The sequence below is a fragment of the Meiothermus sp. genome (assembly GCF_025056915.1).
GTDB lineage: Bacteria > Deinococcota > Deinococci > Deinococcales > Thermaceae > Meiothermus.
The window spans coordinates 1-23,846 of record NZ_JANWVH010000024.1 but is presented as its reverse complement, the minus strand read 5'-3'; the positions used below and the strand labels follow the sequence as shown (position 1 = coordinate 23,846).

The window sequence follows — 23,846 nt, the reverse complement described above, 5'->3', positions numbered from 1 at the left end:
GCGCACATATGCAATCCTTCCTGGGCCAGGCCTACCAGCTTTACACCCGCTCGCACATCCCGTTTTTCTCGGCGGCCCTGGCCTACTACGCACTTTTCAGCCTGATGCCTTTGCTAATTCTGCTGGCGGGCATCTTCGGCTTTGTGCTCTCGGGCAACGAAGACCTCCAGAGCGCCGTGCTGGTGCGACTGATTGAACTGGTGGTGCTGCTCTTCCCCACCCAGCCCGACCTGGCCCAGACGGTGGTGAGCTTCCTGACTCGAGGCGCCTTCCCCCTCACCTTTGCCAGCCTGTTGATTTTGCTCTGGGCCAGCAGCAATTTTTTTGCGGCCCTGGCCTACGCCCTGGGCATCATCTTTGGTCGGGTCTCGCCCCTGGCCGAGCCACCCGTGGCCTTAAGGAAGGCTTCGACCCTCCCCGATGCCCATCCCCTGCACGGGCTTTGGAAAAAAGGATTGCAACTGCTGGTGGTGATGCGGGGGCGCATCGCAGGCTTGCTGGCGCCGCTGCTTCTGGGCCTGGCCCTGATTCTGCTGGCCCTGCTGGGGCTGGCCATGGGCTTTTTGCTGCGCTACCTGCCCGCCGACCTGAGCTTTTTGCGCGGGGGGGTGGAGGTGCTGGTTCCGGTTCTGGGGGCGCTGCTGCTCTTTTTTCTGACCTACATGCTGCTCCCAATCCCCACCCCCCGGGTGCTGGCGGCCTTCGCGGCTGCCACGCTGGCCGCCCTGGCCTGGGAGGGGGTTCGGCTGGGCCTTCCGCTGCTGCTGCCCCGCACCCAGTACGAGCTGATCTATGGCCCCATCGCCGGTTTTCTGCTGGCGCTGGCCGGTTTTTACCTGACCATGTGGATTCTGCTGGTGGGGGCCTTGCTGGCTAAAATCTTGACGGACCGCTCGAGCGACACCATATGAAGGCCAGAGTGCAGTCCGAAACCATTTTTGTATCGCCTTTGCTTCAACCCGCAGGTCGGCCATCGTCCGGAGTCGAACCCTTTGGGCGCTCCGATGCATTCAGGTCGAAGGGCCCGATTATGCTAAGGTCATGAACCACCCGGTACCCACTCCAGCCCCAACCACCCAGGCGCCCACCGCTATCCGGCTCTCGGGCGTTTCGGTGGCGTTTGAGGGACGGGAGGTGCTCAAGGGGGTCAACCTCGAGGTGCAAAAAGGCGAGTTTATCGCCATTATTGGCCCCTCGGGCGGGGGCAAGAGCACCCTCTTGCGGGTGGTGGCGGGGCTGCTCAAGGCCACAGCGGGCACCGTGGAGGTGGTGGGCCAGCCCGCCATGGTGTTCCAGGACTACCGGCTGTTGCCCTGGCGCACCGTGGAGCAGAACATCCGGCTGCCCATCGAGCTTACGGGCCGGGGCAAAATTGAAACCCACCTGGGCATGAAGCCCTACCTGAACCTCTACCCGCACCAGCTTTCCGGGGGCATGAAGGCCCGTGTGGCCATCGCCCGGGCGCTGGCCCAGGACGCCGAGGTGCTGCTGATGGACGAGCCCTTCGCGGCCCTGGACGCCCTGGTGCGCGAGCGCTTCAACCTTGAGCTCAAGCACCTCCACGAGCGCACCGGCAAAACCATCCTGTTCGTGACCCACAGCATCCGCGAGGCGGTCTACCTGGCCGACCGGGTGGTGGTGCTCACGGGTGGCCGAATTGACGCCATTCTGGACACCAAGCATGAAGGGCGCATCACCGCCTTTACCGATGGCCTCGAGGCCAAGCTGCGCGAGCGGCTGGGCGTGGCCGACTCCACCTTCATCGAGCCGCCGCCCAAGCCCCTTAGGCCCCCCTGGGAGGTTTTCGGCGTGCTGGGGCTGCTGACGCTCTTTTTCCTGGCCTGGGGCCTGATGGCTGCGCGGGTGCCGGTCTTTGTGCCCTCGCCCCTGGCGGTCGGGCAGGCCCTCATCCAAAACGCCGACCTGCTGCTCAGAAGCGCCCTAGCCACCCTGCACACCGCCGGGCTGGGCATCCTGGCCTCGCTCGCCATCGGGCTGCCCATCGGCTATGCCATGGGCCAGAAGCGCTCGCTGGAGCGGCTCCTCTCCCCTTTCATTGTGGCCCTGCAAGCAATACCGACCATCATTGTGGCCCCCTTGCTCATCATCTGGTTTGGCTACGGGCTGGGCTCCAAGGTCATCATTGCCACCCTGATTTCCATTTTTCCGGTGCTGGTCTCGACCATGGTGGGGGTGCGGGAGGTGGACCGCACCTACCGCGAGGTGTTTCAGACCATCGGGGCCAGTGCCTGGGGGGTGTTCAGCAAGCTCGAGGTACCCGGCGCGCTGCCCGTAATTCTGGGCGGTCTGCGCCTGACGGTTTCGCTGGCCCTGATCGGGGCGGTGGTGGCCGAGTTCGTGCTGGGGGGCGGGGGGCTCGGTCATCTGGCCCAGACCGAGCAGCGCAACTTTAACTACGCGGTCTCCTTCTCGGCAGTGGCCGTTACGGTGCTGCTGGGCATCTCACTTTATGGGTTGGTGGCCTTGCTGGAAAGCTACGTGCTGCGGTACCGGCGCAGGTAGGCTAAGCGAATACCCTGTTGACTATCCAAGCAAAAAATCTCGCTTCATTCATAACGCTGAATCAGGTTGTAGGCAAACTCGTGCAGTAGCTCGGGGCGTTCTTCCGCCAGTTGCCACAAGAAGCGCAATAGTTCATCGTCGGAGAGCTCGAGCAGCGGCTCCAGGTTCACCGGTACGCTTTTGCCCAGCTTTTTGCGGGTGAAAATTTCGGGGGCTTCCAGGGCGGCAAAGGCCACCGCCACCACGTGCTTGCACACCAGCCCCCAGGTGTAGGGGCACGAGCACTGCCACTCGCCTTTGCTCAGGTCAATCTCGACCCGATACGGAAAGGGCGCACTGCCCTCGACCCTGGCCTGCAAACGGTCCCGGCTGCGGGCGGCCTCGAGCACCACCCCCTCCAGAAAAAGCGCCTTGCCCCGCTCCAATACCTTCTTGTCGGCCAGGGCCAGCAGGCTTTCCAGTTCCAGGCGCACCCCTCCATCAAAATCCAGTCTGCTGCACTTTGCAAGCCCAGGGTTTGTGACTAAACTAACTTCGGGCCAGTTGGCCCGATTCCTTCAGGGCGGGGTGCAATTCCCCACCGGCGGTGATGGAGCCAGCCTCCTAAGCCCGCGAAGCCTGGAAATCTGCTACACATCCAGGCCCGACTGCGTGCAAATCGCAGGCCGACGGTTAAAGTCCGGATGGGAGAAGGAGTGAAGCCCAGGTGCCCCTGTGCCTGGGCGCAGCAAGGTGGGCAATACTTCCTAAAATCCTCCATCACAGCCTGGTGTTCGGCGCAAGGCCAGCGGCAGTTCGTGCCTGCCCTGGCGGTGTGTGGATAGCACGGTGTGTAGAGGAGTGCAATGAAAAGGTTGGTTCTCTTGCTGGCGGTACTGCTATCGCTGGGTCTGGCGCAATCGCAGAAGGTGCGGGTGGGGCTGGGTTACCTGCCTGATGTGCAGTTTGCTCCCTTTTATGCCGGGGTGATCGAGGGCCTGTATGGCAAGCGGGGCCTCGAGGTCGAGTTCCAGCACGGCTTTGCCTCGGAGCTGTACCCGCTTCTGGCCCAGGGTCGGCTCGACTTCGTGGTGGCCGATGCCGAGGATGTGATTGCCCTGCGGGCCCAGGGCACCCCGCTCAAGTACGTGCTGGCCCTCTATCAGAGCGTGCCCAACGCCCTCTTTTCGCGGGCCGAGAAAAACATCACCTCGGTGCGCGACCTGAAGGGCAAAACCATCGGCATACCGGGGCTGTTTGGCACCTCGTACACCTCGCTCCAGGCCATGTTGCGGGCGGCGGGGCTGCGTGAGTCGGATGTGAAAATCGAGCAGATTGGCTTCACCCAGGCCGAGGCCATCGTGACCGGGCGGGTGGACGTGGCCATGGGCTTTGTGAACAACGAGCCCATCGTGCTGGAAGCGCGGGGCATCAAGCTGAACGTGATTCCGGCGGGCCCCTACAACCGCTCGCCGGGGGTGGGCGTAATCTCGACCGACCGCGTGCTGGAAAACGCCGAGCTGGCCCGCCGCTTTGTGCAGGCCACCCAGGAGGCCCTGGCCCTGACCCTGCAACAGCCGCGCAAAGCCTTCGAGGCGGCCAAGAAATACGTGCAGAACATGGGGGAGGAGCGCTTCCGGGTGCTCGAGGTCTCGCTCAGGCTCTACCAGTCGCCCTACACCCGCCAAAACGGCCTGGGGTTCTCCAACCCCCAGGGCTGGCAAAGCGGGCTAACCCTGCTCCAGCAGACCGGGCGCGTGCGCACCAACCTGCCAGCCAGCACCTTCTTCACCAACGAGTTCTTGCAGCGGGGCCTGCAGGCCCACGACACAGCCCAGCGATAAACCCTTCTCCAGCACCGTTTCAGGCGTAGAGGCAAGGCTCAAGGATACATAGGGGGGTGGTCGGAGGTAAGGAGCAGGTCTCCACCCCCTACCTCCAGAAATCTCGCTTCCTGCCTCGCCGCTCCTGCGATCCCCTCACCCCTACCCCTCTCCCGATGGGAGAGGGTTTTGCTGGCCACTCTGGGCGTCGTCTTGTAAGCCCAGAGCCAGCCCTTCTCAAAGGGTTCGCAAAAACGCCTTTATCCACAGCGGCCTTAGCGGGACTCGAGGCGCTTGAACAGGGCCGAATGGTCGAGGTCGCCGTCTCCCTGGGCCTCGAGCTCGGCGTAAAACCCCAGGGCGCTTTCCAGGTGGGGCAGCTTCAGCCCCGCTTGCTGGGCCAGCTTCTGCGCCAGCCGCAAGTCCTTGAGCTGGGTCTTGACCCGCGCCCCCGGCACAAACCGCCGTTCGATCATGCGGCTGCCGTGAATCTGCAAGACCTTGGAGTCGGCGAAGCCGCCCTTGAGGGCCTCCTGCACCTTGCGGGGCTTTAGGCCCTGGCGCTCGGCCAAAAAGAGGGCCTCGGCCACCGCCTCGATGTACAGGCCCACCATGAGCTGATTGATGACCTTGAGGGTGTGTCCGGCCCCGGCCTCGCCCACATGGGTGGGCCGCCCCAGGGCTTCCAGAATGGGCCGAACCCGCTCATAGTCGCCCAGGTCACCCCCCGCCATAATAGCCAGGGTGGCGTTCTCTGCTCCCTCCGGCCCCCCCGAGACCGGGGCATCCACCCAGCCGATGTTCCTGGCTTTGAGCTGCCGGGCCAGGCGACGGGAGTCTTCGGGGTCGGACGAACCCATATCGAGCACCACCTGGCCCGCCCGCAGATAGGGCCATAGCCGCTGTAACACTTCATTTACCGCCGCCGAGTCGGATACCATCAGCAGCAGCACGTCGGCCTGCGCCGCTGCCTCGAGCGAGCCAAGCAGGGGAATCCCCGAGGTCAGTTCGGGGCTCAGCACGCTGCGGTTCCACCCCTTCACCTGAAAACCTTTGGCCAGCAGCACCCGGGCCATCGGGCGGCCCATCAGTCCCAAACCCAGTAAAGCAATCTGCATACCTAAAGCATACGGGGGTTTCGCAAAACCCCCGCTTAGAGCGCTCTTCACAATATTACGAGCCATTCGAGTTCGAGAAAGCCTGGTTCTGAACAGAACAGTGGCCGCCTGGATGGGCGGCCACGTCTGAGAAGAGCGCGATATGAGCCAGCGTCTGGCGCTCTAACTCAACCTGAGGCCGTCCAAACGGACCACCTCGCCCTGAATGTGCAGCTCAAAACTGCAATCGTCCAACGAGGTCAGCTTAAAGCTAAAACGCCCCGACAAATCCAGGGGCATTTTCAGTGTGTTGGCTCCCTGCTTCATGAAGACCTGGGCCTGGTCAAAAGAAACCAGCTCCCTCGAGATCACCTGACCCACCAGTCGAGCCGCCGCATCCTCCCATCTGAGGCTCAGGTCGATGTGGTACGGCCCGGCCTGGTACAGTTGCGACCAGTTCGACCTGGGCTGGGCCTGTCGCCGCAGGGGGGTACGCACATTCCTCGAGTCCATGACCAAAATGGCAGTGTAAACCAAACCGGGCTGTGGGTAAGTCCTGGGTGGCAGACGGTCTCGCATCGGCGCAGTCCTTTCAAAAGCCAGCCTTAGCCGAACCACAGTTTATGCAATGCATGGGCGGCGACGCTCCCAAATATAACCATATTTATGAACTTGTTATAACGTTACGTCGTACAATTTGGTTCTGAACACGGTTGACATCGTTTGCGTTAAGCGGTTGAGCGAAATCTGCGATGGCGTGAGGCCAGGCAGTGCGGGGCATCCGAGGCCATGTTGCGTTCGGAAGGCAGCGAGACCAGGCGCGTACCGTTCGCAAAGGGTTCCGGCAAAGTTGGCACGGGTGGGTTTTTGGGCCCTTGCCTTCGGGTGTGGGCCTCGCCGCTTTCGGGCATGCGATGCCAGAAGCCCGTCGGAGGGCCTCGAGGGCTGGCAGGGCCAGGCGTGTTATGATGCTGGCATGCAACGGCTCATCCACCTAGCCTTACCTTAGGGGAGGCCCGGGTTCGGGAGACTCCCCCCTTCGACGCAGAAGGGGGGTTTTTGTTGAAGCCCACCAACTTCCCACAACACCAACCCGGACTTGGGCTCAAATTTCTCCATTCGACCCACCAACCGATACAATGACCGGCTGAGAAGTGGAGCAGCGAACAATGATCACCACCGATAAATACAACCCCCACGAGATCGAGCCCAAATGGCAGAAATACTGGGACGAAATCGGCCTGCTGCGGGCCAGAGAAGGCAGCGACAAAAAAGCCTACATCCTGGTCATGTTCCCCTACCCCTCGGGCGACCTGCACATGGGCCACCTGAAAAACTACACCATGGGCGACCTGCTGGCCCGCTTCCGGGTGCAGCAGGGTTACAGCGTGCTGCACCCATTCGGCTGGGATGCTTTCGGCCTGCCCGCCGAAAACGCCGCGCTCAAGTTTGGGGTCTCGCCCGCCGACTGGACCTTTGGCAACATCCAGCAGTCCAAGGAGTCCCTCAGCCTGATGGGCATCCGCTACGACTGGAGCCGCGAGGTCACCACCTGCCTGCCCGACTACTACAAGTGGAACCAGTGGATATTTCTCAAGATGTACGAGCGGGGCCTGGTCTACCGCAAGAAAAGCCTGGTCAACTGGGACCCGGTCGAACAGAGCGTGCTGGCCAACGAACAGGTGATTGACGGGCGGGGCTGGCGCAGCGGCGCCTTGGTCGAGAAGCGCGAGCTCGAGCAGTGGTACCTCAAAATCACCGACTACGCCGAACGCCTGCTCGCCGACCTGGACAAGCTCCCCCGCTGGCCCGAGAAGGTCAAGGCCATGCAGCGGGCCTGGATTGGCAAGAGCCAGGGCGCGGAGTTCGACTTCCAGGTCAAGGGCCACCCGGCCAAAATTCGCGTGTTCTCTACACGCCCAGACACGATTTTTGGCGCGACCTTCATGGTGCTGGCCCCCGAGCACGAGCTGGTCGCCCAGATTACCACCCCCGAGCAGAAAGCCGCCGTAGAAGCCTACGTGGCCGCTGCCCAGATGAAAAGCGAGGTCGAGCGCCAGCGCGAAGACCGCGAGAAAACCGGGGTCTTCACCGGAGCCTACGCCATCAACCCGGCCAACGGCAAGGAGATTCCGGTCTGGATTGCCGACTACGTGCTGGCCGGCTACGGAACCGGGGCCATCATGGCCGTACCGGGGCAGGACGAGCGCGACTGGGAGTTCGCCGAAAAGTTTGGCCTGGAAATCATCCGCACCGTCGAGCCGCCGGCGGGCTGGCAGGGCAAGGCCTACACCGAAGACGGCCCGGCCATCAACTCCGATTTTCTGAACGGCCTCTATATGGAGCAGGCCAAAAAGAAAATCATCGCCTGGATGGAGGAAAAAGGCATCGGCTCGGGCAAGGTCAACTACCGTCTGCGCGACTGGCTCATCAGCCGCCAGCGCTACTGGGGCACCCCTATTCCCATGATTCACTGCGATAGCTGCGGCATTGTGCCGGTGCCCTACGAGGAGCTGCCGGTGCTGCTTCCCACCCTGAAGGACGTGGACGACATCCGTCCCAAGGGCAAAAGCCCCCTGGCCGCCCACCCCGAGTTCTACGAGTGCGAGTGCCCCAAATGCGGAGGTAAAGCCCGGCGCGACACCGACACCATGGACACCTTCTTCGACTCGTCCTGGTACTTCCTGCGCTACACCGACGCACAAAACCCAGCACTGCCCTTCGACCCCGCCCGGGCCAACTTCTGGATGCCCGTAGACCAGTACATTGGCGGCATCGAGCACGCCATCCTGCACCTCCTGTAGTCCCGCTTCTTTACCACGTTCCGGCACGACCTGGGCATGGTCGAGGCTGAAGAACCCTTCGAGGGCCTGTTCACGCAGGGCATGGTGCAGGGCTGGACCGACGTGGGCGAGGTGGAAATCGCCGGGGAGACCATCCTCTTCAAGAACGCCGAAAGGCGGGCCAAGCTGGAAATCCCCGAGCGCCTCTCGCTGGACGAAGCCCGCAAATCCGGCGCCGAACTTCGCCCCCACCACGACGGCACCATCCACTTCTGGAAGCCCGCCACCATGTCCAAGAGCCTGGGCAACGGCGTGATGGTGGGGCCATTTGTAAAAGAGCAGGGTGCCGACATCGCCCGCATTACCATCCTGTTCGCCGCCCCGCCCGAGAACGAGATGGTCTGGACGGAAGAGGGCGTGCAGGGTGCGTGGCGCTACCTGAACCGGGTCTACCGCATGGTGGCCGAGAATCTGGTCGAACTCAAAGCCCAGGGCGACCTGGGAAATTCCTCGGCCCTCGAGGGCGTCCACAAGGGCCTCTACCAGAAGCTGCACCAGACCATCAAGAAAGTGACCGACGACATCGAGGCCTTGCGCTTCAACACCGCCATTGCGGCCCTGATGGAGCTTCTCAACGCCATGGGCGACTACCGCAAGGAAGCGGGCATCACCCCAGTTTACCGCCACGCGGTGCTCTGCTACCTGCAACTGCTGGCCCCCTTCGCCCCCCACCTGGCCGAGGAACTCTGGCACGAGTTCCACCCCACCTCGGTGTTCAGTGCCCCCTGGCCGCAGGTGGACGAGAGCGCGCTGGTGGCCGATAGCTTTGAGCTGGTGGTGCAGGTGAGCGGCAAGGTGCGCGGCAAAACCATGGTTAGCACACAGGCCAGCGAAGAAGAAATCAAACGGCTGGCGCGTGCAATTCCCAACGTACAGCAACACCTCGCGGGCAAGGAAGTGCTCAAGGAAATCTACATCCCAGGCAAGCTCCTTAACATCGTGGTGAAGGGGTAGTTTGAAGCCCCAAAATCCACTACTACGTCGCACAAAAGCCCGTACAACCACACCCGCACGGGGAGCGAATTAAGTCAATCCTCGCCTGGACTCACTTGATTCCTCCCCGACCTCGCAGGGTAGGCCAGGTGGGGTTGCCAACCTGGCCCTTCACGCAATCATGTAAATAGAGGGCCTTGGCAAATACCCTCCCTGCGCCGGAAGGGAGGGGCTTGAGGGTCATTACTCTTTGCAAACTGTGGGAGTGTAAGGGTATTTTCACGACTGTGCACTACTCGTGGGAATCGGGCATCTGGGCTAGATACGGTATGGCGAAGGCACTCATACGTGATTGCGACAGAAGGCTGCCTGGAGCCTACAAATGTCCTGCAAACAGGGGTGCTAGAATCGGCTTGGTTTCTAGGAATCTGCATTCATGGCCAGTGGAAACCGGAGGTCAAAATGCCAGGACTCATGGATTTGTTGGGCGCGGCCCTCAACGAGAACACCATCAAGCAGATGGCAGGCCAGTTGGGGGCCTCAGATTCTCAGGTGCAGAGTGCGATTGGAATGGCTTTGCCCGCCATCTTGCAAGGCTTGCAGCGCAACGCCGCTGACCCCCAGGGGGCACAGTCGCTGGCGAATGCCCTGGACCGCGACCACGACGGAAGCATTCTGGACGACCTGATGGGCTTTTTGGGCAATGCCCAGCAGGGGCCGGGCGCCGGCATTCTGCGGCATGTGCTGGGCGACAAGCGGGAAGCGGTGCAACAGGGGATTGGCCAGGCTGCGGGCATTAATCCGGGCCAGGTGGGGAGCCTTCTGGAGATGCTGGCTCCGATTGTGATGGGGGCTCTGGGCAAAACCACCCGGCAGCAGGGCGCGGGGGTGGGGGGGTTGCTGGATCTACTGGGGCAAGCCACCGGGCAGATGCAGCAGCAACAGCCCCAGGCCTTCAACCTGGTCAATCTGCTGCTCGACCAGAACCGCGATGGCAATGTGGTGGACGATGTGGTGCGGATGCTGGGCAACTTCCTGAAGCGCTAGACGGGGGGACTAATACCGAGTTCAACCATACGATCGCGCTCTTCACAGACGTGGCCGCCTGGATGGGCGGCCACTGTTCTGTTCAGAACCAGGCTTTCTCGTACTCGAATGACTCGTAATAAGAGCGCTCTAAGCAACATTCAGGGATGCACATGAGAGCGGGTGGTCGGGGGTAGGGAGTGGCTCTCCAAAGCTGGCCCCCAACCCCCAAACCTCTACGCTCTGCCTCACCGCTCCTAAAGTTTGCACATTGTTCAAGCCAAAGCGGTATCACCTCGCCATTGCCATCAGCCGTCGGGCCGGGCAACTCGTCCGGCCTTTTTGCATGGGGTCACTGTCCAAAGCGTAGCGATACGACCTGGCCCACGCTGCCCATCAAGCCCCGGTCTTGGCCGGCCACGATAACCCGCACCACCCCGGCATTGCCGGCCCGCACCACCACCGGGAGGGGAAAGCTGAGCTGGGTTCCACCGGGCACGGTGCCTTCATAGAGCGCTCTACCTGTGCGGGCGTCGGTTACCCGAAGCCAGCTGGTGCCCTCGAGCCGCAGCACCAGCCCGTTGGTGGGGGTGGTTGGACTGGCAGGGGGTGGACTTGCCGGGGTGGTGGGTGCGGCGGGGTTGGGTGGAGGGCTGGGCGGAACGGGGGTCAGGGCAAAGCTCAGGTTGCGGTCGCTTTGCAGGGTGAGCACCTGCTCATATTTCTGGTAGCCGGGGGCCTCGATGCGGAGGGTGCGCTCGCCGGCCTCCACGCGGGCCTCGAGGGGGGCCTGCCCCAACAAAAAGCCATCGAGAAAGACCCTTGCGCCGGTGGGCTGGGTGGAGATGCGCAGGCTGACCTGCTTTGGGGGCGGGGGAGCGGCGGGGGTCGGTGGAGCGGGCGTGGGGGTTGTGGTGCTGGAGGGGTTCAGGGCCCGGTAGCCCAGCCAGCCCAAGACCGCCAGGAGCATCAACAGGGGAACCAACCAGAGCCAGCCCGTGCCGGAAAGGGGGGCCGCAGCTTTTGGGCCCGGAGCCGCTGGGGTGGGGCCGGCAGGCCCTCCCGGCTCTGGGGCGCTAATGGGGTAAAGGGCCAGCAAGGGAGCGGGGTCGAGACCCAGCAACTGGGCGTAGCGTTTGAGATAGCCTCGAGCCAGGGCCGGTTCGGGTAGCTCGTCGAAGCGGCAGTCCTCCAGGGCCTCCAGAATGACCCGCCGCACCTTGAGCACCTCAGCGGCCTGGGCTATATCCAGCCCTTTGGCTTCGCGGGTCTCTTTCAGCCGCTTCCCCAACTCACACATTGCGCCTTATTCTATGCCACACCGTCAGCTTTCGTACATGGAATGCCGGTCAACCCTTTGCCTGGTCTGGCCCTGGCGTTTCCCACCCTCACGCCTCATCCACGCCATGTACGGCTTTGGGCTGGAGCACTCTTCGCAGACCTGGCCGCCCAAGCCGGCCCACGTTCGGCTCAGGAAAAGCCTTTCTCAAAAGTCGAATGGTGCATTATTTGTGAAGTGCTCGAGGCTGAACCGGATGCTCCGAAGCGCCTGGTTTTCGAGGTCGAGGACTTTCTGGCCCCATCTGTTGCCGTAGGCCCGTGTCCCAGAAGACGAGGGGCGCAGCCTGGTTTTGCCCGAGGGCCTCATGGGAGCTCGGTCAGGGCCAGGGCAATTTGGGCTGCCAGGCGGGCATTTTCTTCCAGCAAGCGCAGGTTTGCTTCGTCGGTCTGGCCCCCGCTCAGCTCGGAGATGCGCCGCAACAGGAAGGGGGTCAGGGCCTTGCCGCCCACCCCGGCCCGGGCGGCTTCCTGGGTGGCCTGTTCAACCCAGCGCTGAACCTGGGCAAAGTCCAGCCCTTTGGAAATGGGGTTGAGCACCAGCGAGGCCCCCGGCAACCCCAACCCTCGAGCGGCCCGAAAAGCCCTGGCAGCCTCCTGGGCCGACTCTACCCGAGCCGGCAGAGGGTAAGGGCTGCTGGGGCTGTGAAAGGCGGGGAGGTGGTGGGTTTTGTAGCCCAGCAGGGCCACGCCCAGCGACTCCAGGCGCTCGAGGGTAGCGGCCAGGTCGAGGATGCTCTTGGGGCCCGCCGAGACCACCACAATGGGGGTGCGGGAAAGCTCGAGCAAGTCCGCCGATTCGTCGTAGGGGTGGGGGTGCACGCCGCCAATGCCTCCGGTGGCGAAGACCTCGATGCCGGCCCGGTGGGCCAGGAAGGTGGTCGAGGCCACGGTGGTGCCTGCGCTTTTGCCCTGGGCCACCAGCGCACCCAAATTCCACAGGCTGGCCTTGTCGGCAAAATCGTCGGTGGCAATGGCCAGGAGTTCGTCGGGGGTGAGGCCCACCACCACCTCACCTTTCAGGATGGCAATGGTCGCAGGGATGGCCCCTGCTTCCCGCACGGTGGCCTCGAGCCTCTGGGCGAGTTGCAGGTTCAGGGGGCGGGGCAGACCGTGGGTGATAACGGTGGACTCGAGGGCCACCACCGCCTGGTGGGTCTGTAGGGCTTGGGCAACTTCGGGGTGTAGACGCATGGGAACAGCATAACGGAGCGGACAGGGCCTGGGGGTTGGGGAACAGAAACGCCTGCACCTCTACCCTGCCTGTCGCTATTCGTTTCGTCACGTATCCGGTTACTGCACCTCTAATCAAGTGGCGTGCAGGGAGGCTTTGGGGGTTTGAAGGGTCACTTTGGGCCCCCAACCCCTGACCCCGGTTTCCTTACCCCGCTGCTTGCGGGAACACCCGATTGCGCCCGGCCTTTTTGGCCGCGTAGAGTTGTTCGTCGGCCACGGCGAGCAGCCTTTCGTGGTTGGGGAGGCTGGGGTCGTTGCTCACCCCAATGCTAACGGTAACCCGCAGTTGGGGGTGAATGCTGCTCCAATCATGGTTCTCTACCCGAAGCCGCAATCGCTCACAGGCGACCAGGGCTCCAGGAAGGTTCGTCTGAGGGAAAACGATGACAAACTCCTCTCCGCCGTAGCGGGCCGCAAAGTCCACACCCCTGCAATTGGACTCCAGCATCTGGGCAATAAGCCGCAGCACATCGTCGCCGACCTGATGGGAGAAGCAATCGTTGATTCGCTTGAAGTGGTCAATGTCCACCATGGCAATGCTCAGGGGGAAGTTGTAACGTTTAGAGGCGGCAAACTCCCGCGATAGGTTTTCCTCGAGGTAGCGGCGGTTGTAAAGCCGGGTGAGGGGGTCCTGGCGGGCCAGGCGCTCCAGCTCGATGGCTTGCTGGCGCAGTTTGTTGAGCAGGCGAGACTTTTCCGCGTCGGCCTCTCTCAAGCTTTCGAGGGCGCGGGCCAGCTCGTGGTTCGCACGGGCCAGCTCGATGTTGCGCAATCGCTCCATTTCGGCTTCCTGGCGGGCCTTTTCTACCTGCAAGGTGGCCAGGAGGGCGGCGGTTTTTTGGGCTTGCTGTTCTTTGTGGAGCCGGCGCTCAATCTCGATGGCCTGTTGCAGATGGTACAGGGCGAGCGCGGGTTTGTGGGTCTGTTCAAACACCCTCGAGAGCGCCTGGTGGAACTCCATCAGAGGCCTTTGTGGCCCCAGCTCCTCGGCCAGCTTGAGCCCCTTTTGCAGGGCCTCGATGGCGGCATCCGACTGCTCCAGGCGGCTTAGGGTCGAGCCGACCTGCAGCCATACGCTGAGCTCACCCAGCCGATGGCCCAGCTCCTGATAAAGGGTCTGGGCAGCCTGGAACAGCTCCAGGGCTTTTTCCAGGTTGCCCATGGTGGCATGAGAGAGCCCGAGGTTTTCCAGGCAGGTGGCCCGCACCTGGGGGCTGCCCAGTCGGGTGGCAATTTCCAGGGCCTGCTGGTGGTAGTCCAGCGCCTCCTGGGTGCGACCCAGCCGTTGGAACACCACGCCCAGGTTGGAGAGCGCGTTGGCCTGGCCCTGGAGGTCGCCCAGGGCCTGTTTGATTTCCAGGCTCTCGCGGTAAAGCTGCACCGCCCCGGGATAATCGCCCATCTCGAAGTACACCAGCCCCAGGTTGTTCAGAGTGCCCGATTCGCCCAGGCGATCCCCCACCTCGCGCTTGAGGGTCAGGCTACGCAAGAAATACTTGGTGGCCTCCTGGTAGTTGCCCAGCGTGTATTGAACGATGCCCACCCCGCTCAGGGCATTGGATTCCAGGGCTTTTTGCTCGATTTTACGGCTTTGCTCGAGGGCCTGGAGGTAATGCTCCAGCGCCCTGGAAAAGCTGCCCTGAAAGTAATGGAAGTTGCCCAGGGCATTGAGGGTGTCTATCTCCCCTCTGACCTCGCCGGCTTCGCGCAGGATGGACAGGGCCTCCTCAAGACACCCCTGGGCTGCCGGCAGATGGCCCTGGCGAAAATGAAAATCGCCCAGATTCTTCAGGGCCAGACCCCGTCCAGCCGGATGAGGGGGATTTTGTGAGAGGATGAGCATCTCCTCCACCGTCTCCCTGGCCCGTTGCAGGTCGCTGACCCGCAGCAACTGGTAGAGCTGGTCCAGAAGTCCCAGTTTTTCTGCGGGGGTCTGGGTTTGCGTAAGCTGGGCCTCGAGGGCCTGGAGGGTCTGGTTCATAGCCCAAAATTCTTGGGCCTTATCATACGATTTTAGGAGCCAAAGCAAACCTGGTTGCGCCGCCTGCGCTTGGCATCGTAGAGATACTGGTCGGCTGCCATGAGCAGCTTCTCATGATTGGGCGCCGCGGGCGCGTCGGATACCCCAATACTCACGGTGACCACCAGGTCGGGGTGAATGAAGCTCCAGTCGTGGGCCTCGATGCGCTGACGCAGGCGCTCGCAGGCGGCAGCGGCCTCGGCGGCAGCGGTCTGGGGGAACACGATGGCAAACTCCTCCCCCCCATAGCGGGCAATGATCTCGGCTTCCGGCAGGGTTTCCCTGAACAGGGTGGCGGTGGTTTTGAGCACCAGGTCGCCTGCTTGGTGGGAGTAGGTGTCGTTGGTGCCCTTGAAGTGGTCCAGGTCAATCAGGGCGACGCTGAGGGGCCATTGCTCCTGGCGGGATTGCTGGAAGAGGCGCTCGAGCTGCTCTTCAAGGTAGCCGCGGTTGTAAAGCTGGGTGAGGGGGTCGGTGCGCACCAGCTCCTCGAGCCGGGCCAGCAGTTGGCTTTTCTCGCGGTTGAGCTGCTCGAGGGCTTCGTTGGCGGCCACCAGTTCCACATTGCGCAGGCGCACAATCTCGGCCTGCTGCAAGGCTTGTTCGGCCTGGAAGCGAATCAGCAGGGCCAGGGTTTTGCGCTCGATTTGCTCCCGCAGGGTGGCGACGGTGAGCTCGTGGTACAGCCGGTGCTGCTGGAGGGCCAGGGCAAACTGGCCCTTGTGCTGCCAGACCTCGGACAGATACAGGTGCACTTCGGTATGGGCCTTGCGGTTGCCCCCGGACTGGGCTACCTGGAGGGCTTCCTCCAGGGTGCTCTGGGCCATCTCGTAGCTGCGCTTTTCCAGCCAAATACGGCCAATCTGCACCAGCAAATCGGCTTCGGTGTGACGGTTGTGCAGTTCGCGCTCGATTTCCAGGGCTCGTTTGTTGAGCTCGAGGGCGGTGTCGTACTGCCCCAGGGCGAAGTAGGTGAGGGCCAGGTTGCCCAGGGCGCTGGCCTCGGTGCGGCGGTCCCGCAGCTTCTGGGCCAGCTCCAGGGCTTGCTGGCTGTATTCAAGCGACGACTGGTGGGCATCGAGCCGGTAGTGGGTGAAGCCCAGGTTGTTCCGCAGCACCGCCTCACGCTGCTGGTTGCCCAACCGTACAGAGATTTCCAGGCCCTTTTGAAAAAGCTCCAGGGCGCGGGTCAGGTCGCCTTGTTCGAGATAGACGGCGCCCAGGTTGCCCAGGGCTGTTCCCTCGGCATCGGCATTCCCCTGGCCCTGCGCCAGCCCCAGGCAGTGCAGGTACAGCTCGGCAGCGCCCTGGTAGTCAAACAACGAGAAATAAGTGCCGGCCAGGCCGTTGAGCGCGGTAAACTCCTGGTTCTTGTCGTCCAGGCGGTGGGCCAGCTCGAGGGCCTGGTTGTAGTGCTGGATGGCGCTCCGGTGTTCACCCAGCCTTCGCTGCACGTGGCCCAGCAGGTTGAGGCTTTTGACCGCAAGGGGCTGGTCGGGCCCCAGCGACAACAGGGTGTTGAGGTTGGCGCGGGCCTCGAGGTAGTGTCCCAGCCGGTACTGGCTTTCCGCCAGCAGGCTCAAAACCGGCAGCCGCAGCCGGGCAAGCCCGTGCTCCTGGCACAACTGCTCGGCTTGAGTGGCCATGTCCAGGGCCTGGGCCGGGTTGATGCGCAGAACCTCGCCACCCAGGTCCACCAGGGTCAAGACCCGTTCGGCAGCCGAGGGCGCGGCGGAGGAGGAAAGATGGGGGACAGCGTGGCTCATGATAGCTTCCGTCAAAGAGTCCTGACCTGGCTCGAGCCTAGAGGCAGAAGGCATTAATTCGGGTGATTTCTGACCCACCCAGGCGTTAACTGAGCCTTCTGGAGCGTTAAGCGTTAACTGAAGGGCTGGAATCCAAAGCCGCCAAGACAGCCACCCTGGGGGTCGGGGCCTCCGGGGTGCTCCGACCCTGCTTTCTCGCCCCAAATTGAACTTAAAAACGCAGTCTTGCAGCCTGGCTTGTGCCATCCTGCGTTTATGGCACGTTGGCTGATGCTGGGTTGCTTTGGTTTTTTGTTGTTTTTGGGGCTGACGGGTTGGGCGGCATACGCGTTTCTGATACGTCCGGCCCAGAATCTGGTCAACAATTTTCAGCAGATTATCGCCCTGGACAAGAACATAACGCGGCAGTCGGCATACACCCCTCCAGCCGACGGGCTGCTGAAACCCGAGCAGGTGCAGCGCTTTATTCGGGTGCAGCGGAGCGTCAAGCAACAACTGGGGGAACGCTACCAGCGCGTCGAGGCCCGGCTCAACCAGCTGGCCAACCAGCAAGTGGGGCAGCTTACCCTGGACTACCGCACGGCACTGGATCTGTTCCGCGAGGGGGGCTCGCTGGTGCTGGATGCCAAAGGAATTCAGGTGCAAGCCCTGAACCGGCAGGATTTTTCGCTCGAGGAGTACGCCTGGGTGCGCTCGCAGGTCTATGCCGCGCTGGGCTATGGGGTGCCCAACCTGAACCCCCAGGAAATCTTGCGCCAGATTGGGGCGCGGGACTTCAACCCCAGGGTGGAGTTGCTCAGGCCCGAAGCCCCGCCGGCCAACGTTCGGCTGGTGGAGCCATACCGCGAGGAGCTGGTGAGCTACTATCCTCTGACCTGGTTTGGGTTGTAGAGCAAGGCCCGGGCAATCGAGCACAGAAAGCGCAAAACTGAGATAGTCCGAGCAAAATCTGCCGCGCCCTTACCTGGCCCCCAGGCGTATCCGATTTCTCGTCGGCTATGCCTCCCCTCAACACGGGTTGATGGGTGACCCGACGGGTTCGGATGAGAATATAGGGGGTTGGGGGTAGGTAGTGGGTCTCCAGCATATGCCCCCAAGCCTCTGCTTCCTGCCTCACCGCTCCATAGTTTGCGAAGGGTATAAGCAAAGCTGCTCCTTAGAGCCAGACCCCAGGAGGGCCGAACCTGGCCTGCGGTTGGCGTGGGGCGGCATTGTGCCAGACTAACATCTGGCCCTGACGTGTATTCCTACAATGGATAAATGCCGGAAGGTTCTCGCCCGCAGCAGACCCGAGCCGCGAATCGGGTGCCCGGGGCTCGGGGTCGTCTTGAGCTGTTGGGCGTTCCGGCTTTGCAGATTCATACGCGCCAGTTGCGCCCGATTGAACGCAAGACGGCGGGTATCCTGGCCTACCTGACCCTGGAAGGCCCCACCCCCCGCTCCAGGCTGGCGGGCTTGCTTTGGCCCGACTCCTCCGAGGCCACCGCCCGCAACAACCTGGCCCAGGCCCTTCGCAGGCTCAGGCAGGCGGTGGGGGCCGAGCTGGTGAGCGGTGGGGATGTGCTGGAGTTGCAGGGGCTGGAGGTGGATGTGGCGGCCCTCGAGGTCGCCCACTTCGCGGGTCGCCACGCCGAGGTGATCCAAAGCCAGGGCCGCTTGCTCGAGGGCCACGACTACGACGACTGCCCCGACTTCGACGACTGGCTCCTGATCCGGCGCGAGCGCCTGGCCGATTTGCGGCGCGATTCGCTGGCAGCCCTGGCCGACGACCTCGAGCAAGCCGGGCAGTACCGCGAGGCCCTGAGCTTTGCCGAACGCCTCCTGGAGTCCGATGCGCTCTCCGAAACCGCCCACCGCCGGGTCATGCGCTTGTGGTACCTGCTGGGCGACCGTGGCGCGGCCATAGCGGCTTTTGAGCGTTGCCAGGCGGTTCTGTTGCAGGAGATGGGGGTCGAGCCGCTGCCCGAGACCCGTGCGCTGCGCCGCCTGATTGAGCGGGGGGAGCCCATCGCCTCCCCCGGCCCCGCGCCCCGCCCGGAGATTCCCCTCTCGGTGCTGCGCCCTCCCCGGCTTTTGGGCCGGGAGGCCGAATGGGCCCAGATGGAACGGGCCTGGGCTCAGGGGCAGGCCATAGTACTCGCAGGCCCGCCTGGGGTGGGCAAAACCCGGCTGCTCCAGGAGTTTCTGAGCGACCAGGGGCAGGCTCTTGTCTTTGAGGGCCGTCCGGGCGACGTGGGGATTCCTTACGCCACCCATAGCCGCATCTGCCGCCAGATTCTGGGTCGGTTTCCGGGTCTGGCCCTGCCGGACTGGGTAAAGCAGGAGCTGGCCCGGGTGCTGCCCGAACTTGGCCCACCCCAGCCACCCCTGCAAACCGAGGCCGAGAAGCTCCGTTTTTTCCAGGCCCAGGCCGAGCTGGTGCGGCTGGCGGTGGCCGAGGGGATGGCGCTGGTCTGCCTGGACGACCTGCAATTTGCCGACATGGCCAGCCTCGAGGTGCTGCATTTTGTCTTTAGCCCGTACTGGGGACGCTCCGGCCCGCTCCGCACGGCCCTGTCCTATCGCGCCGGCGAGCTTGAACCTGGGGTGGAGGAGCTTCTGAACCAGGCGGTTCAGGCCGGGCTGGCCGTGCGGGTTGAGGTGCAGCCGCTGGATGTGGCTGCCGTGCAGGGTTTGCTGGAGAGCCTCGAGTTGCCAGGACTGCAAGAGGGTGCTCCAGATTGGGCCCAGGCGCTCTGCCGCCACACGGGCGGCAACCCTTTTTTCTTGCTCGAGACCCTGCGCAGTCTGTGGGAATCGGGGGGCCTGGGCCAGCGGAAGCCGGGCCGCCTGCCGGTGCCCCACAAGATTTTTACCCTCATTCAGTCCCGCCTCGAGCGCCTCTCCCCAGACGCCCAGCGGCTGGTTCGCACGGCAGCGGTGGCCGGGCCGGACTTTTCCCCCGAGCTGGCCGCCGCCGTACTCCAGAGCGCCCCTTTGGAACTGCTGAAACCCTGGGCCGAACTCGAGGCGGCCCAACTCTTGCGCGGCGCCGCCTTCGTCCACGACCTGCTCTACGAGGCCACCCTGAGCGGGGTTCCGGCCAGCATCAAAACCTACCTGCACCGGCAAATTGCCCTCTTTCTGGAGGGCCAGCAGGCCGACCCGGCCCGCATTGCCAGCCACTGGCTCGAGGGGGAGCCGCCCAGGGCGATCCCCTTCCTGGTGCAGGCCGCCCGGAAGGCCGAGGCCGCCTACCGGCTGGATGCAGCGGCCCAGTTCTACCAGCGGGCCCTCGAGCTGGCCGACCAGGTGGGCGATGCCCGGCAGACCTTCGACCTGCTGGAAGCCCTGAGCGAGGTGATGAGCCGCTTCGACACCGGCCAGCGGCACGCCGCCCTGGTGGAGCGCATGCTGGCCCTGGCCCATACCCCCGCCGAGCGGGCCCGGGCCTGGCTGCGCGAGGCCATTCGCCTGGGCGAACACGCCTATGGCCCCGAGGCCGAGCAGGCCGCCCGGCAGGGCCTGCACTTTGCCGAGGAGGCGGGTGACCCCAACCTGCGGGTGCGCCTGCTGGATGCGCTGGCCCAGTCACTCTTCGTGCAGCGCAAGACCCCCGCCCTGATAGAGGCCCTGGAGCAGCTGCGGCAGCTTTACCTGGAGCGGGGCGACACCCTGCAGGCAGCCATCTGCACTTCGCGGCTGGGCATCGCCTACGACCAGCTCGAGCGCCACCGCGAGGCCCTGGGGTTCTACCGGGAGGCCGAGCCTGTGCTGCTGCAATCCGCCAACCGGCTCACCCAGGTGGGCTTCCACCACAACCGGGCGGTCTGCCTGGCCGCCTTGGGCTACGCCGAGGCCGCCCTGGAAGCCCAGTTGCAGGTGCAGGGTTTGCTCGAGGGCGTGCAGGGCGCAATAGGCCGCGAGGTGCACCACCTCAACAACCTGGCCCTGCGCTACTACGACCTGGAGCGCTACGCCGAAGCCCAGCAAGCCCTGGAACGCGCTTTGCAAATTGTGCCCGAAGAATGGGGCTGGACGCGGGCTTTCAGCCAGTACCAGATGGCCCGCCTTTACTGGCTCTGGGGCGAGTGGGAGCAGGCCTCGGACTGGCTGGGCCGGGCTCTGGGCGAGCCCGACCTGCCCCGGCGCGACGAGGCCACCTACCGGATTCTGGAGGCCCTGCTGGCCCACCGACGGGGCGAGCCCACCGAGCCCTTGCTAAAGCGGCTCGAGGCGCTGTTCGCTGGGTATCGGGGTCTGGCCTATGGCCGGTATCTGCTGGCCCAATCCCGCATGGGCCCCCCGGAGCAGGCGTTGCCCTGCACCCAGCAAGCCCTGGCCCTAGCCCGGCAGAACGACTGGCCGAGCCTCGAGGTTGCGGCCCATACCCTCCGGGCCAAAGCCTTGCTGGAACGGCCAGGGGTTTCCACCCGACATTTGCAGGAAGCCCGGCGCCACACCCGGGCGGCATTGGAGAAACTAAAGACCTACTGGCCCACCGGCTGTACGAAACTCGAGGTGCTGTGGGTGCACTACCGGGTTCAGGCCGCCCACCAAACCGATAGCGCCCAGCTCCGGCAGGTGCTAAACTACCAGCTACAGATTGCGAACCAACAGATACCGCCCACCCACAGGGCCAGTTTTATGCAGCGTAACCCGCTCTGCAAGGCGATTCTCGAGGCGGCTCAGTCTGCCGGAATGGCCCCCCTTTAGCGCCTGTCATCCTTCCGTCATTCCCCTGATAGTAGGCTGATGGCCAGGTTTACACTATGGGTTCGGAGCTCGTAATTCAGAACAGGAGGGACGCTATGTTTGCAAGGTGGCTGTTGGGTGGGGCGTTGTTGGTGTTGCTTGCGGCCTGTCCCGGTGAGGGGCCGGGCGACATCGGCGGCACGGTCTCGCTGGGACCCAGCATCACCGGACAGCGCCTGATAGAGGCCCGTCCCGGAAAACTCCGTCGCACGGGCCCGCCGCGCTTTATGCCGGGCGAGGTGCTGGTCGAGTTTCGGGGAGGGGTGAGCCTGCAATCGGTGGGCAGCCTGCGGCTAACGGTGCAGGGCCGACCCGTGGAACTCCAGCAGGTGCGGCCTCTGGGCCTGCCCAACACCGCCCTCTATCGGGCCGATTTGAGCGAGGCCGAAACCCCCACTTTGCTGGCAGCCCTGCGCAGCCGCCCCGAGGTGGCCTCTGCCGACCTGAACTGGCTCGAGCAGCCCCTGGCCGTTCCGAACGATGAGTTTTACAACTACCAGTGGCACTACCCCGCCATCAACCTGCCCCAGGCCTGGGACCGCACCACAGGTTCCAACAGCGTGGTGGTCGCCATCCTGGATACCGGCGTACTCTTCCGCCAGGGCAATGCGGCCCAGTCCCACCCGGATATTGGCAACCGCCTTTTGCCCGGCTACGACATGGTCTCGCCCATCGGCGGCTCCAACCCCTTTGCCAACGCGGGCGACGGCAACGGCCGCGACCCCGACCCCTACGACCCCGGCGACGAGCAGAGCACCGGCTACCACGGTACGCACGTGGGCGGCACGGTGGGGGCCGCGACCAACAACAACCAGGGCGTGGCCGGAGTGGACTGGACGGCCCGCCTTCTGCACGTGCGGGTGATTGGCCTGCTGGGGGCCACCCTGGCCGACCAGATTGACGCCATACTTTGGGCTGCGGGTGAGCCGGTGAGCGGCGTGCCCAACAACCCCAACCCGGCCAAGGTCATAAATATGAGCCTGGGCGGGAAAAACCCCTGCACCACGGCCCGGCAGAACGCCATCAACCAGGTGACCAGCAAGGGTGTAGTGGTGGTGGTGGCCGCGGGCAACGAAGACGACGACGCCTCGCTTTACAGCCCGGCCAACTGCGCGAATGTGATTACCGTGGGCGCCACCGACTTCGCCGGGGCCAGAGCCCCCTACTCCAACTACGGCCCCCGGATTGACGTGATGGCCCCAGGCGGTGACACTACGGCAGATGCCACTAAAGGTGTGCTGAGCCTCGGATTTGACGAAGAGGCTAGACAGTTCGCCTACACATTCCAGAACGGCACCTCGATGGCCACACCCCACGTGGCGGGGGTGGTGGCCCTGATGAAGGCCCTCAACCCCAGCCTGACGACCGCCCAGGCGTTGCAGATTCTGAAGTCCACCGCGCGGCCCCTGAACGCGACCCAGTGCAACCGGCCCAGCGGCAGCGACTGCGGGGCGGGCCTGATTGATGCGAATGCGGCCCTAGCAGCGGTGCAGGGGGGCAGCACCTCGGGCTTCAGCCTGTCCACTACCAACACCGCGCTGAGCGTGCAGCCGGGTGGCAGCGTAAGCGTTCCCATCACCATCAACCGCAGCGGCGGCTTTGCCGGTGCGGTGAGCCTTAGCTTGCAGGGAGCCCCCACCGGCGTGAGCGGTAGCTTCAACCCCCCCAGTACCACCCTGAACAGCAGCACCCTGACCTTGAGGGTCGCGGCCAACGTCCCCAATGGGGTGTATGCCCTCACCGTGCGGGGCACCTCAGGCAGTACCTTTGCCAGCCTGCCCCTCAGCCTGACCGTGGGGAGTGGGCGAAGCGCCAGTGTAAACGGTACCTTCGTATTTGCGCTATTCCTGGAGGGAAACTCCTTCAACGAGGACAAGTCTAAGGTAGTGGAGATTACCCGAGATGGCACCTCGAGCAGCTACACCATCCCCAGCCTGGCCCCAGGCGACTATGTGGTGCTGGGCTGGAAGGATGTGAATGGCAACGATGAAGTTGACCAGACAGACTACCTGGGCGGGGTGCCCGACCGGAACGGCAACCTGGCCATTGTGCGGCCCGGCAACCTGCAGGCCGACTTCCAGCTCGACGTGCTGAGCGAGGATATCTCGCGGTTTGCGCCGGGGGTGTTGCGGAGCCTCGAGCGGTCTCGGGGGAAGTAAGCTATTAATCCTAATATTCAGACCCCTGCGGGGGTCTGTTTTTTTCAGTCATTCTCCAGTCATGCACCCCCGCCTAATCTTGAGCCAGAACGCTCGAGGAGGAAGGAGTATGAAAAAAATTTTGGCATTCTTGGTTTTGCTGGCAGCGGCGCTCTGGGGGGGGTGTGGCGGTGGGGGCGGTGGCGGCTTTTCCGGCACCGTCACGGCTCCTGCGGGGGCCAGCGTGCAGGGCACGGTGGTGCTGGCCTGCTTTTACCTGGAAGCCAGCGACGATTGCGACTCGCAGAAGAGCAAGGAGGTCACCCTGAATACCGCCGGTCGCACGGCCAGCTTCTCCATCGAGGGGTTGGCAGCGGGCGACTACCTGAT

The 23,846-nt window shown here is 63.8% G+C and carries 15 protein-coding genes, 1 pseudogene and 1 riboswitch; of the genes and pseudogenes, 9 read left to right on the top strand and 7 right to left on the bottom strand.

Annotation, left to right across the window (positions count from 1 at the left end):
- The first annotated feature begins 8 nt into the window (after positions 1 to 8).
- Both NZN28_RS05810 and NZN28_RS05805 read left to right on the top strand, forming a co-directional pair.
- Complete coding sequence (locus NZN28_RS05810) at positions 9 to 911, top strand: YhjD/YihY/BrkB family envelope integrity protein (RefSeq protein WP_295396022.1); 903 nt, start codon at positions 9 to 11, stop codon at positions 909 to 911.
- A gap of 130 nt (positions 912 to 1,041) precedes the next feature.
- Positions 1,042 to 2,523, top strand: coding sequence for an ABC transporter permease subunit (locus tag NZN28_RS05805; protein ID WP_295396020.1), 1,482 nt, complete (start codon positions 1,042 to 1,044; stop codon positions 2,521 to 2,523).
- 44 nt (positions 2,524 to 2,567) lie between these two features.
- Here the strand turns inward: NZN28_RS05805 and NZN28_RS05800 are convergent, their stop codons facing one another.
- On the bottom strand, positions 2,568 to 2,996 hold the full coding sequence (locus tag NZN28_RS05800) for an SWIM zinc finger family protein (protein ID WP_295396019.1): 429 nt from the start codon (positions 2,994 to 2,996) through the stop codon (positions 2,568 to 2,570).
- A gap of 76 nt (positions 2,997 to 3,072) precedes the next feature.
- Positions 3,073 to 3,222: riboswitch (FMN riboswitch) on the top strand.
- A 146-nt stretch (positions 3,223 to 3,368) separates the two neighbouring features.
- Between NZN28_RS05800 and NZN28_RS05795 the strand changes: the two genes are divergently transcribed.
- Complete coding sequence (locus NZN28_RS05795) at positions 3,369 to 4,346, top strand: ABC transporter substrate-binding protein (protein ID WP_295396017.1); 978 nt, start codon at positions 3,369 to 3,371, stop codon at positions 4,344 to 4,346.
- A 254-nt stretch (positions 4,347 to 4,600) separates the two neighbouring features.
- Here NZN28_RS05795 and NZN28_RS05790 read toward each other — a convergent pair whose 3' ends face one another.
- On the bottom strand, positions 4,601 to 5,443 hold the full coding sequence (locus tag NZN28_RS05790) for an NAD(P)-dependent oxidoreductase (protein ID WP_295396016.1): 843 nt from the start codon (positions 5,441 to 5,443) through the stop codon (positions 4,601 to 4,603).
- 162 nt (positions 5,444 to 5,605) lie between these two features.
- Positions 5,606 to 6,001, bottom strand: coding sequence for a hypothetical protein (locus NZN28_RS05785; protein WP_295396014.1), 396 nt, complete (start codon positions 5,999 to 6,001; stop codon positions 5,606 to 5,608).
- 590 nt (positions 6,002 to 6,591) lie between these two features.
- Between NZN28_RS05785 and leuS the strand changes: the two are divergent.
- A pseudogene (gene leuS, locus NZN28_RS05780) lies at positions 6,592 to 9,219 on the top strand (leucine--tRNA ligase).
- Positions 9,220 to 9,660: 441 nt separating this feature from the next.
- On the top strand, positions 9,661 to 10,245 hold the full coding sequence (locus NZN28_RS05775; protein ID WP_295396013.1) for a DUF937 domain-containing protein: 585 nt from the start codon (positions 9,661 to 9,663) through the stop codon (positions 10,243 to 10,245).
- A 331-nt stretch (positions 10,246 to 10,576) separates the two neighbouring features.
- Here NZN28_RS05775 and NZN28_RS05770 read toward each other — a convergent pair whose 3' ends face one another.
- From NZN28_RS05770 to NZN28_RS05755, 4 genes are all read right to left on the bottom strand, one after another.
- Positions 10,577 to 11,524 (bottom strand): RodZ domain-containing protein, encoded by a 948-nt coding sequence (locus NZN28_RS05770; protein ID WP_295396011.1) that lies wholly within the window; start codon positions 11,522 to 11,524, stop codon positions 10,577 to 10,579.
- 344 nt (positions 11,525 to 11,868) lie between these two features.
- Positions 11,869 to 12,756: a pseudouridine-5'-phosphate glycosidase gene (locus tag NZN28_RS05765; RefSeq protein WP_295396009.1), complete on the bottom strand. Its 888-nt coding sequence runs from the start codon at positions 12,754 to 12,756 to the stop codon at positions 11,869 to 11,871.
- A gap of 187 nt (positions 12,757 to 12,943) precedes the next feature.
- Positions 12,944 to 14,779, bottom strand: a complete 1,836-nt coding sequence (locus NZN28_RS05760) for a diguanylate cyclase (protein ID WP_295396008.1) — start codon at positions 14,777 to 14,779, stop codon at positions 12,944 to 12,946.
- Positions 14,780 to 14,811: 32 nt separating this feature from the next.
- Positions 14,812 to 16,584 carry a diguanylate cyclase gene (locus NZN28_RS05755; RefSeq protein ID WP_295396006.1) on the bottom strand — a complete coding sequence of 591 codons (1,773 nt, stop codon included), beginning with the start codon at positions 16,582 to 16,584 and terminating at the stop codon, positions 14,812 to 14,814.
- Positions 16,585 to 16,839: 255 nt separating this feature from the next.
- On the opposite strand from NZN28_RS05755, the gene NZN28_RS05750 reads away from it, so the two are divergent.
- The 4 genes from NZN28_RS05750 to NZN28_RS05735 form a co-directional block, all read left to right on the top strand.
- Entirely contained in the window at positions 16,840 to 17,475 is a 636-nt protein-coding gene (locus tag NZN28_RS05750; RefSeq protein WP_295396004.1) for a hypothetical protein, read from the top strand.
- A 369-nt stretch (positions 17,476 to 17,844) separates the two neighbouring features.
- Positions 17,845 to 21,279, top strand: coding sequence for an AAA family ATPase (locus NZN28_RS05745; RefSeq protein ID WP_295396002.1), 3,435 nt, complete (start codon positions 17,845 to 17,847; stop codon positions 21,277 to 21,279).
- 95 nt (positions 21,280 to 21,374) lie between these two features.
- Complete coding sequence (locus tag NZN28_RS05740) at positions 21,375 to 23,477, top strand: S8 family serine peptidase (protein WP_295396000.1); 2,103 nt, start codon at positions 21,375 to 21,377, stop codon at positions 23,475 to 23,477.
- 109 nt (positions 23,478 to 23,586) lie between these two features.
- Positions 23,587 to 23,846, top strand: a 260-nt coding sequence (locus tag NZN28_RS05735; RefSeq protein ID WP_295395998.1) for a hypothetical protein, incomplete at its 3' end; no start/stop codon positions are given.